The organism is Deinococcus budaensis, from assembly GCF_014201885.1.
Lineage (GTDB): Bacteria > Deinococcota > Deinococci > Deinococcales > Deinococcaceae > Deinococcus > Deinococcus budaensis.
Window position 1 is genome coordinate 116,429 of sequence record NZ_JACHFN010000007.1, and the last position, 13,089, is coordinate 129,517.

The window sequence follows — 13,089 nt, forward strand, 5'->3', positions numbered from 1 at the left end:
CGCCCCTCCCCCACCGACCACCCTCTCCTCTGACCCCGCGTTCCTGGTGGGCGCGCCGTGTTCTGAAGAGGGGTCCGGCCTGCGGCAGTCACGGCTAGCTGCCCCGGTAGGTGGAGTACGACCAGGGCGTCATCACCAGCGGCACGTGGTAGTGCCCGGACGCGTCCCCCACCGTGAAACGCAGCGTGACAAGGTCGAGAAAGGGAGGCGTGGCTGCGGCCTCGAAGCCCTCGAAGTACGGCGCGACATGGAAGGTCAGCTCGAAGGTGGCGGGCGTCAGGCGGCCACGTTCGATCAGCGGCGCGTCGGTGCGGCCGTCCGCGTTCGTCACCGCCTCGGTCACCTTGCGGCGCTCCTCCCCCTCCACCCGGAAGAGTTCGACCCGGACCCCGGCGGCGGGACGGCCCCTCGCCGTGTCGAGGACGTGGGTCGTCAGGCCCGGCATCGCCTGTCCGGCCGGGCCGCTCACTCGGCGCGCTCCACCCAGCCCTCCATCAGGCCGTAGGGTTCGGGGTCCACGTGGAAGATCTCCAGGTTGTTTTCCAGCCCGAAGCGCTCCAGGTTGTACACCAGATGGTGCTTGTTGGGCATCCGGAACCAGATGCGCGAGATCTCGGGGCAGACCGTCAGCACCGCCTGGCCCATCAGGAACAGGGTGTGTTGCAGGCTCGGCGAATAGTGGTCGGTAAAGGTCTCCTGAATCTGCTTGTAGACGCGCCCCCACACGGCGTCGTAGTCCACCTCGTCCGTGTTGTACTCCCACCGGGCGGTCACGAAGGTCGCCATCAGGCGCTCGTGGGTTTCGGGCAGGGTCGTGAAGCGCTCGTTCAGGAGGTAGTTTTCCCAGCCGCTCTCGGTGGTCTTCAGGACGTACAGTTCCTCGATGCCCGACGTGACCTGGAAGCTCTGGCCGTCCTGGCTCTCCACGCGGCCGGTGCGCCGGGGCATCTGGCGCACGAAGGAATGGTTGTGGCCCTCGCCGCCCACCGGCACGCGCTCCCAGAGGTACTCGGTGAACTCCATGAATCCGCCCGTGACCCTGGGGCCGGTCTTCACGAAGTGGGCGAGGAGTTCTTTGCCAAACTCCTCGGGACTGGCGGCGAAGCCTTCCTTCGCCAGACCGTAGATGGTGTTGCGCACGGTGTCGGTGGCCACCAGGTCGGTGTTGTCGCCCTGGGTGTGCGCCGCGCCAAAGTCCCCGGTCATCGCCACGCGCACCGCGAGTTCACGGATCTCGTGGCGCTCGCTGCCGCGGTTGACCTTCATCAGCTTGACCTCGGCCTTGCCGTAGTTGTTCTCGCCGAGACGGGCGTTGACTTTCGCGGGGGTGGGCTGGGTCTGCGTCATGCTCCTGCTCCTTGGGGGTCCTGGCGCACCAGGTCGAGGACTCTGAGCCGGGCGATCTTGCCGATTTCCCGCAGGGCGGTTTCCCACTCCGCTGACGGGCTGTTCTGGAGGCGGGTGGCGGCACCGCTCATGATGGTGTCCTTGGTGTTCTCGCGCACGCACACGATGTAGGGCATGTCGAACTTGGCGTGGTAGGCCTGGTTGACCCGGTGGAACTCGGCGTACTCGTCGGGAGTCAAGCGGTCCAGCCCTGCGGAGGCCTGCTCGGCGGCGGATTCGGCGGTCACCTCACCCGCGAGGGCCGCTTTCCCGGCCAGGTCGGGGTGGGCGCGGATCAGGGCGAGCTGCTGCTCGGGCGAGTCGGCGAGGACGGCGGCCGTGAAGGCGGCGGCGAGGTCTTCCACCCGGGCGAAGGGGCGCTCCTGCCCCACCCGCTCGGCGTAGCGCGGGCTGTGTTCCAGCACGCCGCCGAAGGTCCGCACGAACTCGGGCAGCGGGAGGGCGTTCACGTCCGCAAGGGTCAGGGGGGTGGGCAGGGCGTTCAATGGATATCTCCGACTTCGGGGGCGTGGGTGGTGGCGTCCGCCGTGTAGGAGAGTTGTTTGCGGCCACTCCCCACGATGTTGAAGAGGATGTTGAGCAAGATCGCGGCGATGGCGGCGGCGGTGATGCCGCTTTCCAGGAACAGGCCCGCCCAGTCCGGCAGCCGCTCGTAGAGGGTGGGCACGGTGGAGGGGATCACGCCCAGCGCGATGCTGACGGCCACGATGGTGAGGTTGCCCGTGTTGGTCATGTTCACCCGGCTGAGGGTCTGGATGCCCGCTGCCGCCACCGTCCCGAACAGCACCAGCCCGGCTCCGCCCAGCACCGGCAGCGGGATGGACGCCACCAGCGCGCCCAGCTTGGGAAAAAAGCCCAGCAGCATCAGGATCACGCCCGCCGTGGCCACCACGAAGCGGCTCTTGATCCCGGTGAAGCGCACCAGCCCGACGTTTTGCGCAAAGGCCGTGAAGGGAAAGACGTTGAACACCCCGCCCAGCGCCGTCGAGAGGCCGTCGGCGCGCAGCCCGGCGGCGACCGCGCTGGCGTCCACCGGCTTTTCCGTGATCTCCCCGATGGCGAGCAGGTCGGCGGTGGTTTCCACCATCACGACCAGCATCACCAGGATCATCGACAGGATCGGGATCAGGGCGAAGGTGGGCAGACCGAAGAAGAAGGGGGGCGTGAAGCCGATGGCGGCGGCACTTCCCACGGTGGCAAAGGACGCCTGGCCGAAGATGGCCGCGACCACGGTGCCGAAGACCAGCCCCAGCAGCACGCCGATCCGGCTCCAGAAGCCCTTCCCGAAGCGGGTGAGCAGCAGGACGAACCCCATGGTCAGCGCGGCCAGACCGAGGTTGGCCGGAGCACCGAAGGTGGGCGCACTGGGCACGCCGCCCCCCGCCCAGCGGATGGCGACCGGCATCAGCGAGACGCCGATGATGGTGATCACCGTTCCAGCGACGACCGGCGGGAAGAACCGCAGCAGCCGGGAGAAGTACGGCGCGAGCAGCACGGTGAACAGACCCGCCACGATCACCGCGCCGTAGATGCCCGGCAGGCCGTAGTCCCGCCCGATCAGGATCATGCTGGCGAGCGCCGCGAAGGTCGTGCCCTGCACGATGGGCAGTTTGGCCCCGAAGCCGGGAAACCCGATGGTCTGAATCAGGGTGGCGACGCCGCACATGAAGAAGCTGGCGTTCACGATCCGCACGACCTGATCGGGCGGCAGGCCGATGGCCGAGGCCAGCACCAGCGGCACCGCGATGATCCCCGCGTACATGCTCAGCACATGCTGGAGGCCAAAGGCGACCATACGCCCGGCGGGCGGCACTTCATCGACGGGGTGGACAGACGGAACGGAGACTGCTCGCGTCATACAAACCTCCCTACAGGTGGACGCGCCTCGGCGACACGTCAGGATGAACGACCGGGCCAGGGCCGCTGGCGGACTGAGGTACTTAGACGCCTATGGATTGAGTCAAGCCATCCTAAGGGGCACCCTCCTCTATGTCAAGGTATGGAACCTTTTTGCGCATAATGAAAATAAGGGGCATGGCTCCACCCACACGAGGCCCGGTGGCCCGGCCTTTCTCGGAAAGTTCCTGGGGCGGCGGGTCTGAAAAGCCCGTGCTAGGCTCAGGCGCCGCACGATGAAGCCTCCCCTCACGCCCGACTTCCTGAACCGCATCCGGGACGACTGGGAACAGGTCCGGCCCGACCTCGACCCGGGGCCGATGCTGGCGGTGGTGCTGCTGGAGCGCCTGAACGCCGCCCTGGGTCGGCAGATCGGGCGCACCTATCTTCCGAGCGGCATCAACGCCGCCGGGTGGGACCTGCTGCTGACGCTGTACCGCTCGGCCCCCCCGGAGGGCCTGACGCCCACCGGACTCAGCGACCTCGCCGCGATCACCGGGCCGTCCGTGACCAACCGCATCCAGCGCCTGGTGGGCAAGAACCTGGTGGAGCGCCGGGGCGGCGAGGACGACCGCCGCTCGGTCCGTATCCGGCTCACCCGGGAGGGCCGCGCCCTGGTGGAACGGCTGCTGCCCCAGCATCTCGCCGCCACGGCCCAGGTGCTGTCCGTCCTCAGCCTGGAAGAGACGCAAATGCTCCGGCACCTCGCCGCCCGGGTGCTCGCGGGCCTGGAAGTGCAGGAGCTGGACCAGGAAGACGGGCAGGCGCCCGGCTGAAGTTCAGCTTCCCCAGGGCCGCCTTGTCCACGCGAGATTCCTCTCTGGGGGGGCGTTCACTCCTCCCGTTTTCTGCCGCACCCTCCCGGCGGCACGCACGACCCTCCCCCGCTTCCACCAGACTGGAACGACTTCCCACGCGGAGGCGGGAAGGTCCTCGCCCCGGCAGGGGTCAAAGCCTCCCTGACGGTTTGGCCGACGTGACCCAGATTCCGGTCAGGAGCACCAGCCCGGTGCAGACGACCAGGAACCAGAGGGGCGCCGTCCAGCCCGAGGTCCGGTCGTGCAGGGCACCGAAGATGAAGGGGCCGCCCGCCGCCAGCAGGTAGCCCACCCCCTGGGCGAGGGCCGAGAGCCTGGGCACCTGCGCCGGGTGGGCGGCGCGCAGGGCGATGAACACGAGCGCCAGCGGAAAGGTGCTGCCGCAGCCCGCGCCCAGCAGCAAAATCCAGGGCAGGGGCGGCGTGCCGGGGAACAGCAGCAACCCCAGCAGCCCCGCCGCGACGAGCAGGGACACGCCCACCACCAGCGCCCGGGGGTTGGGAAGCCGCGCGGCCAGGACCGGCACCAGCACCGTGAACGGGAGCTGCACCAGGTTCCCCAGGGCGAGCAGCCCCCCGGCGGCCGCTGGGGTCAAGCCCTGGTCCTGAAGCACTCTGGGCAGCCAGGTCAGCCAGGTGAAGAACACCAGCGCCTGAAAACCCATAAAGAGCGTGACGGGCCACGCGTGGGGGTTGCGCCAGACGGACGGCCCCCCCGTCGTCACCGGCCCCCGGCGCAGGTGCCGCCCGGACAGCAGCGGCAGCCAGGCCAGCACCCCGAGGACGGCCAGGCCCGCCCAGACCCCCAGCGAGGCGCGCCACGCGCCGCCCAGAGCCGTGCGGAGCGGCACCGCCAGGCCGGAGGCCAGGGTCGCCCCGCCGACCACCGCCAGGGTATACACCCCGGTCATCAGGCCGATCTGCTGGGGAAAATCACGCCGGACCAGACTGGGCAGGAGCACGTTGTTCAGCGCGATGCCCGCCCCCACCAGGCCCGTCCCGAGCAGAATCCACCTCAGGCTCGGCCCGACCCGCAGCAGGGCGCCCACCGCAATCAGCGCGGTGCTCAGCAAGACCACCGTCTCGCTGCTCCAGCGCCGCGTCAGCAGCGGGGCCAGCGGGGCGAGCAGTCCCCAGCACAGCAGGGGAATGGTGGTGAGCAGGCTCACCGTGGCGGCACTCACGTGCAGGTCTGCCTGAATCTGGCCCAGCAGCGGCCCGAACCCCGCGAGGCTCGGGCGCAGATTGACGGCGACCAGCACCACCCCCAGGAGCAGGAGGAACGTCGGCAGTCCCCTGCGGGCCAGGGCGGACGTGTCGGTGTCGGGTCGGTGCTTTTCGGACACAGCTTCCTCCAGCGGCCGACCGTCTGTGACGGGGCGCGTCCTCTCTTGGCTCGACTCACCGGTCCTTCAGCCCGTGGCGGGGAAGGTCAGGGGCCGCGCCCCGCCGGGTGACTCAGCCCCAGCCCAGTCGGGTGGACACCTGGACGGCGGCCTGGTTCATCCGCCCGGCGACCCCCGCGATCTGGTCTTTGGTGAACCGCGAGGTGGGGGCGGACACGCTGAGGGAAGCCACCACCTGCCGGGTGTGGTCACGGACGGGCACGGCGACGCAGCGCACGCCCAGTTCGCGTTCCTCGTCGTCCACGCTGTAGCCCTGCTCACGCACCTGCTCCAGTTCCCCCAGCAGCGCCGCGTAGGTGGAGATGGACCGGGGCGTGTAGGCCGGATAGGGGCCGTCGCCCAGCTTCTGCCGCACGTCGGCTTCGGGCCGCCACGCGAGCAGCACCTTGCCCACCCCGGAGGCATGCAGCGGGGAGCTGTCGCCCAGGCGCGCGAACATCCGCATCAGCTGGCGGCCCTCCACCTGATGCACGTACACCGCCTCGGCGCCGTACAGCACGGCGAGGTTCACCGTCTCGTTGAGGTCCCGGACCAGGGCCTCCATCTCGGGGTGGGCAGACTGAATCAGGTTGCTGCGCTCGGTGAAGGCGAGGCCCACCTGATAGGCCCGCAGCCCCACGCTGTAGACCCCGCTCTGCTCCTCCCACTCGACAAAGCCCTGCTGGCGCAGGGTTTCGAGCAGGCGGTAGGTCGTGCTGGCCGAGAGACCCACATGCCGGGCGAGCACACTCAGCGGCGCGCGGCGCAGGTCCTTGAGGGCCAGCAGCACGCTCAGGCCGCGCTCCAGGGTGCGGACGCTGCCCGTCTCGCCACTGCGGGTGCGGCCGGGTTTTTGTTTGGTGGTCGTGGTCATAGCGCCTCTGCCCGAGGGGAAGTCCCGGCGCCGGAGATGGTCGCAGCAGCGGCCCTCACGCGAGCTGCTCGTAGGCGGGCAAGGTCAGGAAGTCGGCGAGCGGCGAGCGGGTCGCCACGTCCCCGAACAGCCGTCCCGCCTCGGCGAGATCCGGGCCGAGCTTGCCCAGCTCCTCCCCGAAGAGGGTGTCCAGCAGCTCCGGGGTCAGCGTCCGCCCGTCCTCCAGCCGCACCCCGTGGTGCAGCCACTGCCACAGTTGCGCGCGGGAAATCTCGGCGGTGGCGGCGTCCTCCATCAGGTTGTGGATGGGCACCGCGCCCCGGCCCTGGAGCCACGCGGCGAGGTACTGGATGCCCACGCTGATGTTCGTCCGCACGCCGCCCTCGGTGACCGTGCCGTCCGGGGGGGTGAGGAGGTCGGCGGCGGTGACCCGGAGGTCCGCCTGCTTGCCCGACTCGATCTGGTTCGGAGCAGGCATCAGGCGGTCGAAGACCTCGGTGGCGAGGTCCACCATGCCGGGGTGGGCAACCCAGGTGCCGTCGTGCCCGTTGGTCGCCTCGCGTTCCTTGTCGGCGCGGACCTGTTCGAAGGCGCGGTCGTTGGCCGCCGGGTCGTTCTTGACCGGGATAAAGGCGCTCATGCCCCCGATAGCCGGGGCGCCGCGTTTGTGGCAGGTCTGGATGGCGAGTTTGGAGTAGTTCGCCATCATGGGCACCGCCATCGTGACCTGGGCGCGGTCGGGCAAAATCTTGTCGCCTCTGTTCCTGAACTTCTTGATGTACGAGAAGATGTAGTCCCAGCGCCCCGAGTTCAGCCCCGCCGAGTGCTCACGCAGTTCGTACAGGATCTCGTCCATCTCGAAGGCGGCGAGGATCGTCTCGATCAGGACCGTGGCGCGAACCGTGCCGCGCGGCACGCCCAGGGTGTCTTCCGCGTGGGTGAACACGTCGTTCCACCACCGCGCTTCGAGGTGCGATTCGAGCTTGGGGATGTAGAAGTAGGTGCCCGTGCCCCGGCTCAGCCGCTCCTGCGCGTTGTGAAAGGCGTACAGGCCGAAGTCGAAGAGGCTGCCGCTCATCGTCTCGCCGTCGACCGTGACGTGCTTTTCGGGCAGGTGCAGGCCGCGCGGGCGGACGAGGAGCGTGGCGGGCTTGTCCTTGAGGCGGTAGCTCTTGCCGCCCTGGTCGAGCGAGATGGTGCCGCGCACGGCGTCGCGCAGGTTGAGCTGGCCGTCCACCATGTTTTCCCAGACCGGGCTGCTGGCGTCCTCGAAGTCGGCCATGAACATGCGGGCGCCGCTGTTCAGGGCATTGATCACCATCTTGCGGTCCACCGGCCCCGTGATCTCCACCCGGCGGTCGTGCAGGTCGGCGGGGAGGGGGCTGATCTTCCAGTCCCCGGCGCGGACGTCCGCCGTCTCGGGCAGGAAGTCGGGCAGCTCGCCCGCGTCCAGCCGGGCCTGGCGCTCGTCGCGGGCGGCGAGCAGTTCACGGCGGCGGGCGTCGAAGCGGCGGTGCAGCCCGGCCACGAACGCCAGCGCCTCGGGGGTCAGCACCTCGGCGTGGGACTCCTGAATGGGGGCGGTGATCGTCAGGCCGTCGGGAAGGGAGAGGGTCGTGGTCACGGGAGACTCCTGGGGAACGGGGACGGGAATTTCAACCTGTAAAGACGTTTTCCACTTTACCTGAAACTGGCCTGTGGTTCCCGTTCCCGGGTGGGTAACGCGGCCCCGGGTCCCCTCCCTACTCCACGAGGAGGGCGCGGTAGTCGTTGAGGTTGTGCCCGCTGGGGCCGGTGACCAGGGCGTCGCCCAGCGCGGCGAAGAAGCTGCCGGAGTCGTTGCGGGCGAGGAAATCGCGGGGGTCGAGGCCCACCGACCGGGCACGTGGCAGCGAGTCGGGCGTCAGAAAGGCCCCCGCCGCGTCGCTGTGGCCGTCGATGCCGTCCGAACCGGCGGAGAGGGCGAAGACGCCGCGCTCGCCCAGCTCCTGAAGCAGCCAAAGCGCGAACTCCTGGTTGCGCCCGCCGCGCCCGTTCCCGCGTACCGTCACCGTCGCCTCACCGCCGGAGAGCAGCACCAGCGGTCCCTGAAAGGGCGTGCCGTGGGTGCGGATGCTGTGCACCAGCGAGGCGTGGAAGCCCGCCAGGTCACGCGCCTCTCCCGCGAAGGTGTCCCCGAGGATCGCGGCCCGCACGCCCTGGCCCTCTAGGAACGCCTGAGCCGCCTCCAGCAGCACGCGGTTCGAGCCGATGATGACGTTCTCGACGTGCGGCAGCTCGCCGGGTTTGGGCGTCTCGGGGAGGTCGCCCCGAGTCCCCGCCGTGAGGTGCGCGCGGGCTTCGTCCGCCCCGATGCCGTAACGGTCGAGCACCGCCAGCGCGTCCGCGAAGGTGGTGGGGTCCGGCACGGTCGGGCCGCTGGCGATCACCGAGGGATCGTCGCCGATCACGTCGGAGATCAGCAGGGCGCGGACCTGTGCCCGGGTCGCCTGCGCCAGCCGCCCGCCCTTGACCCCCGAGAGGTGCTTGCGGACGGCGTTGATCTCGTCGATGGTGGCCCCGGCGCGCAGCAGGTCCCGGGTGAGGGCCTGTTTCTGCGTCAGGGTGACGCCCCACGGCGCGCTCAGCAGGGCGCTGCCACCCCCGGAGACGAGGACGAGCAGGCGCGCTCCCCCCGGCAGGGCGCGGACGCGGGCGAGGGCCTGCTCGGCGGCGCGCGCGCTGTGCCCGTCGGGAACCGGGTGGCTGCCGGGCAGCACCTCCGCCCCCTCCGGCGCGCTGAGGTCGGGCGTTCCCTGCGGCGGCACGGCCAGACCCGGCACACCCGGGTACGCCTCCAGGGCGGCGCGCAACATGGGAAGCGCGGCCTTGCCGAACGCGAGCACGAAGTCGGGCCGGGGTCCAGTCAGGTGAGGGGCCAGCAGGCGGGCGGGGGCCACCGCCTCCAGGGCCGCCCGGTAGCTGCTTTCCAGCAGGGCCCGCACGCCACCGTGGGGCAACGTCCGTTCGGGGGCCTGCACGGTCAGTCCAGTCCGGCGAGTTGGGCGTACAGCTTGGCCAGGCCCGAGTGGTCGAGGTCGCCCATCCCCTGCGCGATCATGCTGTTCATCAGCTCGGCGGCGTTCGCGGTGGCGAAAAGCGGCGCGGCCTGCTCGCGGCCCGCCTCCAGGGCGAGGCGCAGGTCCTTGCGGTGGAGGCTCACGCGGAAGCCCGGCTGGAAGTTCCCGTCCAGAATCCGCTGCCCGTGCAGGTCGAGGATGCGGCTCTGGGCGAAGCCGCCCAGCAGCGCCTCCCGCACCCGCGCCGCGTCCACGCCGCTCTTGCGCGCCAGGGTCATCGCCTCCGCGACCGCCTGGATAGTCAGCGCGACGACGATCTGGTTGCAGATTTTGGTGACCTGCCCGGCACCGGGGCCGCCGATGTGGACGATGTTCTTGCCGACCGCCTCAAACACCGGGCGGGCGCGCGCGAAGCCCTCCTCGCTGCCGCCCACCATGATGCTCAGCGTGGCCTGCTCGGCGCCGACCTGTCCGCCGGACACGGGCGCGTCGAGGGAATCGGCCCCCTTCGCCTTCAGCGCCTCCGCGACCTTGCGGGCGGTGCTGGGCGCGACGCTGCTCATGTCGATGTAGAGGCCGCCTGGCCCCAGCCCTTCCGCCACGCCGTTCTCGCCCAGCACGACCTCCTCCACCTGGGGGCTGTCGGGCAGCATGGTGATCACGATGTCGCTCTCTGAAGCGACCTCGCGGGCGGTGCGGGCGACCCGGGCACCCTCGGCGGCGAGGGCCTGTTCCGGCTCGGGGCCGCGGTTGTTGACCGTCAGGGTGTAGCCCGCCTTCATCAGGTTGCGGGCCATCGGGAGGCCCATGATCCCCAGGCCGATGAAGCCGATGCGTGCCTTGCCGTTCGTCATGCCGTCACTCCTTCCCTGAGCGTGTTCATCCAGGCCAGCGAACCCACCGTGTCCCCCTCGGGGATGTACTCCAGTCCCACGTAGCCGCCGTACCCGGCACGGTCCAGCGCCGCGAGCACGAAGGGGTAGTTGATCTCCCCGGTGCCCGGCTGGTGGCGGCCCGGCACGTCGGCGAGCTGCACGTGCGCGATCTGCCCTTGCAGGCGGCGGAAGGTGTCGAGCAGTTGCCCTTCCGTGCGTTGCTGGTGGTAGAGGTCGTACTGGATGCGCAGGTTAGCGGCTCCGACTTCCGCGATCAGCCCCGCCGCCTGGTCGGGCGTGCGCAGGAAGAAGCCGGGGATGTCGTGCGGATTGATCGGTTCGATCAGGAGGGTGACGCCCACCCCGGCGAGGGCGGACGCGGCATGGCGCATGTTCTCGACCAGGGTGCCCCGGGCCTCCTGCGGGTCGGCGTCCTGGGGCAGCTTCCCGACGAGGCAGTTCACGAGAGGCGGCTGTGCTCCCCGCAGCGCCTCCACGTAGGTCAGCGCCTGGGCCACGCCGTCGCGGAACTCCTCCTGCCTCTCGGGCAGCACGGCGATCCCGCGCTCTCCCGCCGCCCAGTCCCCGGCGGGCAGGTTAAACAGCACCTGGGTCAGCCCGTGCCGCTGGAGCTGCTCCCGCAGTTCCCCGGGCGAGTGGGGGTAGGGGAACATGTACTCCACGGCGTCGAAGCCCGCCTGCCGGGCGGCGCCGAAGCGGTCCAGGAAGGGCAGCTCCTGAAACAGCATGGTGAGGTTGGCGGCGAATCGGGTCATGGGTACCTCCAGGAGTGAGGGGTCAGGCCTTCCCCGACCCCTGGAACCTCAATCGAGCATCGCGATGGCGGTCGGCGCGTCCTGCCGGGCATCGTCGGCCAGTTCCTCGAACTCGGTGACCGCGTTGATCTCGGTGCCCATGCTGATGTTCGTCACGCGTTCCAAGATCACTTCGACCACGACCGGCACCCGGAACTCGCGCATCAGGTCGCGGGCCTTCTCGAAGGCGGGCAGGATTTCGTCCGGCTGGGTCACCCGCAACGCCTTGCAGCCCAACCCCTCGGCGACCTTGAGGTGGTCCACCCCGTAGCCCTGGGTCTCGGGCGAATTGATGTTGTCGAAGGCGAGCTGCACCTGATAGTCCATGTCGAAGCCGCGCTGCGACTGGCGGATCAGCCCCAGGTAGGAGTTGTTCACGAGCACCTGGAGGAAGGGCAGGTTGAACTGCGCGCCCACCGCCAGCTCCTCGATCATGAACTGGAAGTCGTAGTCGCCCGACAAGGCCACGACCTCGGCGTCGGGACGGGCGGCGGCCACGCCCAGCGCGGCGGGCACCGTCCAGCCCAGCGGCCCGGCCTGCCCGGCGTTGATCCAGTGGCGCGGCTTGTACACGTGCAGGAACTGCCCGCCCGCGATCTGCGACAGCCCGATGGTGGTCACGTACACGGAGTCGCGGTCGAAGGCCCGGTTCATCTCCTCGTACACGCGCTGGGGCTTGATGGGCACGTTGTCGTAGTGCGTCTTGCGCAGCATCGTCCGCTTGCGCTCCTGGCAGGACTCGGCCCACTCGCCCCGGTCTCCAAGCTTGCCTGCCGCGCGCCATTCCCGGGCCACCTGCACGAACAGTTCCAGCGCGGCCTTCGCGTCGCTGACGATGCCGTAGTCGGGGCCGAAGACGCGCCCGATCTGGGTGGGTTCGATGTCCACGTGGACGAATTTGCGGCCCTCGGTGTAGACCTCCACCGAGCCGGTGTGGCGGTTGGCCCAGCGGTTGCCGATGCCCAACACGAAGTCCGAGGCCAGCATCGTCGCGTTGCCGTAGCGGTGCGAGGTCTGGAGGCCCACCATCCCGGCCATCAGCGGGTGGTCGTCGGGGATGGTGCCCCAGCCCATCAGGGTGGGAATGACGGGCACGCCGGTGAGTTCCGCGAAGGTCTGGAGAAGGTCCGAGGCGTCCGCGTTGATGACCCCGCCGCCCGACACGATCAACGGGCGCTCGGAGGCGTTGAGCATCTCCATCGCCTTTTCGATCTGGGCGCGCGTCGCCCCGGGCTTGTACACGGGCAGGGGCGAGTACGTCTCGGGGTCGAACTCGATCTCGGCCATCATCACGTCGAAGGGGAGGTCGATGTGGACCGGGCCGGGCCGCCCCGAGCGCATCACGTGGAAGGCCTGCTGGAAGACGCGGGGAACGAGGGCGGGTTCGCGCACTGTGACCGCCCACTTCGTCACCGGCCCCGCGATGCTCTCGATGTCCACCGCCTGGAAATCTTCCTTGTACAGCCGGGCGCGCGGGGCCTGCCCGGTGATGCACAGGATCGGCATGGAGTCGGCGATGGCCGCGTACAGGCCGGTAATCATGTCGGTCCCGGCGGGGCCGCTGGTGCCGATGCAGACGCCGATGTTCCCGGCCTTGGCGCGGGTGTAGCCGTCGGCCATGTGCGAAGCCCCTTCCACATGGCGGGCGAGGATGTGGTTGATCCCGCCGAGCTTGCGCAGCGCGGCGTACAGGGGGTTGATGGCGGCTCCCGGCACCCCGAAGGCGGTGTCCACCCCTTCCAGGCGCAGCACATGGACGGCAGCCTCGGCGGCTCTCATCTTGGGCATCTTGATTTCCTCCTTGGGGGCAGCGTAAGGGGGGGTCGCGCTTTTGTCAATACATAGAAGTGTTTTTCATAGAATAAAATACGACTGACAGGGGCGAGGCGCCTGAGGGCAAGGCTGAGGGCAAAACGCTGCCTCTAAGATTCCTGACGGCCGATCCGGGCGGGCAAATGTAT

General features: G+C 69.6%; 12 protein-coding genes. 1 reads left to right on the forward strand and 11 read right to left on the reverse strand.

All coding sequences use genetic code 11. The features are described from left to right. Window positions 1-94: 94 nt before the first annotated feature. From uraH to HNQ09_RS10780, 4 genes are read right to left on the reverse strand one after another with little or no spacing between them, the layout of a single operon-like run. A complete protein-coding gene (gene uraH / locus HNQ09_RS10765) occupies window positions 95-469 on the reverse strand; it encodes a hydroxyisourate hydrolase (protein ID WP_343057741.1) in 375 nt (124 codons plus the stop codon). After that, on the reverse strand, window positions 466-1,347 hold the full coding sequence (pucL, locus tag HNQ09_RS10770; protein WP_184028998.1) for a factor-independent urate hydroxylase: 882 nt from the start codon (window positions 1,345-1,347) through the stop codon (window positions 466-468). The genes uraH and pucL overlap by 4 nt, the downstream gene beginning before the upstream one ends. After that, window positions 1,344-1,892, reverse strand: a complete 549-nt coding sequence (uraD, locus tag HNQ09_RS10775) for a 2-oxo-4-hydroxy-4-carboxy-5-ureidoimidazoline decarboxylase (protein WP_246363289.1) — start codon at window positions 1,890-1,892, stop codon at window positions 1,344-1,346. Before uraD ends, pucL begins: the two co-directional genes overlap by 4 nt. Then, a complete protein-coding gene (locus HNQ09_RS10780) occupies window positions 1,889-3,265 on the reverse strand; it encodes a nucleobase:cation symporter-2 family protein (protein WP_184029000.1) in 1,377 nt (458 codons plus the stop codon). Before HNQ09_RS10780 ends, uraD begins: the two co-directional genes overlap by 4 nt. A 274-nt stretch (window positions 3,266-3,539) precedes the next feature. Here HNQ09_RS10780 and HNQ09_RS10785 point away from each other — a divergent pair, with 274 nt between their 5' ends. Continuing rightward, window positions 3,540-4,079 carry a MarR family winged helix-turn-helix transcriptional regulator gene (locus HNQ09_RS10785; protein WP_184029002.1) on the forward strand — a complete coding sequence of 180 codons (540 nt, stop codon included), beginning with the start codon at window positions 3,540-3,542 and terminating at the stop codon, window positions 4,077-4,079. A gap of 172 nt (window positions 4,080-4,251) precedes the next feature. Here HNQ09_RS10785 and HNQ09_RS10790 read toward each other — a convergent pair whose 3' ends face one another. From HNQ09_RS10790 to gcl, 7 genes are all read right to left on the reverse strand, one after another. Beyond that, window positions 4,252-5,466, reverse strand: a complete 1,215-nt coding sequence (locus tag HNQ09_RS10790; protein ID WP_343057743.1) for a CynX/NimT family MFS transporter — start codon at window positions 5,464-5,466, stop codon at window positions 4,252-4,254. A gap of 112 nt (window positions 5,467-5,578) precedes the next feature. Further along, a complete protein-coding gene (locus HNQ09_RS10795; protein ID WP_184029004.1) occupies window positions 5,579-6,379 on the reverse strand; it encodes an IclR family transcriptional regulator in 801 nt (266 codons plus the stop codon). Window positions 6,380-6,434: 55 nt separating this feature from the next. Beyond that, the gene (gene aceB / locus HNQ09_RS10800) at window positions 6,435-8,003 is read right to left on the reverse strand and encodes a malate synthase A (RefSeq protein ID WP_184029005.1); all 1,569 of its coding nucleotides are present in this window, start codon (window positions 8,001-8,003) and stop codon (window positions 6,435-6,437) included. Window positions 8,004-8,121: 118 nt separating this feature from the next. Continuing rightward, a complete protein-coding gene (locus HNQ09_RS10805; protein WP_343057744.1) occupies window positions 8,122-9,399 on the reverse strand; it encodes a glycerate kinase type-2 family protein in 1,278 nt (425 codons plus the stop codon). 2 nt (window positions 9,400-9,401) lie between these two features. Continuing rightward, window positions 9,402-10,292, reverse strand: a complete 891-nt coding sequence (locus tag HNQ09_RS10810; protein WP_184029006.1) for a 2-hydroxy-3-oxopropionate reductase — start codon at window positions 10,290-10,292, stop codon at window positions 9,402-9,404. After that, window positions 10,289-11,089, reverse strand: a complete 801-nt coding sequence (hyi, locus tag HNQ09_RS10815) for a hydroxypyruvate isomerase (RefSeq protein WP_184029010.1) — start codon at window positions 11,087-11,089, stop codon at window positions 10,289-10,291. Before hyi ends, HNQ09_RS10810 begins: the two co-directional genes overlap by 4 nt. Window positions 11,090-11,137: 48 nt before the next feature. Continuing rightward, complete coding sequence (gene gcl, locus HNQ09_RS10820) at window positions 11,138-12,916, reverse strand: glyoxylate carboligase (RefSeq protein WP_184029011.1); 1,779 nt, start codon at window positions 12,914-12,916, stop codon at window positions 11,138-11,140. Between the last annotated feature and the right edge of the window lie 173 nt (window positions 12,917-13,089).

Coding starts and splice junctions, on each gene's coding strand:
- HNQ09_RS10780 (WP_184029000.1), bottom strand. CDS start 3,265: ATGACGCGAGCAGTCTCCGTTCCGTCTGTCCACCCCGTCGATGAAGTG.
- HNQ09_RS10795 (WP_184029004.1), bottom strand. CDS start 6,379: ATGACCACGACCACCAAACAAAAACCCGGCCGCACCCGCAGTGGCGAG.
- gcl (WP_184029011.1), bottom strand. CDS start 12,916: ATGCCCAAGATGAGAGCCGCCGAGGCTGCCGTCCATGTGCTGCGCCTG.
- HNQ09_RS10810 (WP_184029006.1), bottom strand. CDS start 10,292: ATGACGAACGGCAAGGCACGCATCGGCTTCATCGGCCTGGGGATCATG.
- pucL (WP_184028998.1), bottom strand. CDS start 1,347: ATGACGCAGACCCAGCCCACCCCCGCGAAAGTCAACGCCCGTCTCGGC.
- hyi (WP_184029010.1), bottom strand. CDS start 11,089: ATGACCCGATTCGCCGCCAACCTCACCATGCTGTTTCAGGAGCTGCCC.
- HNQ09_RS10785 (WP_184029002.1), top strand. CDS start 3,540: ATGAAGCCTCCCCTCACGCCCGACTTCCTGAACCGCATCCGGGACGAC.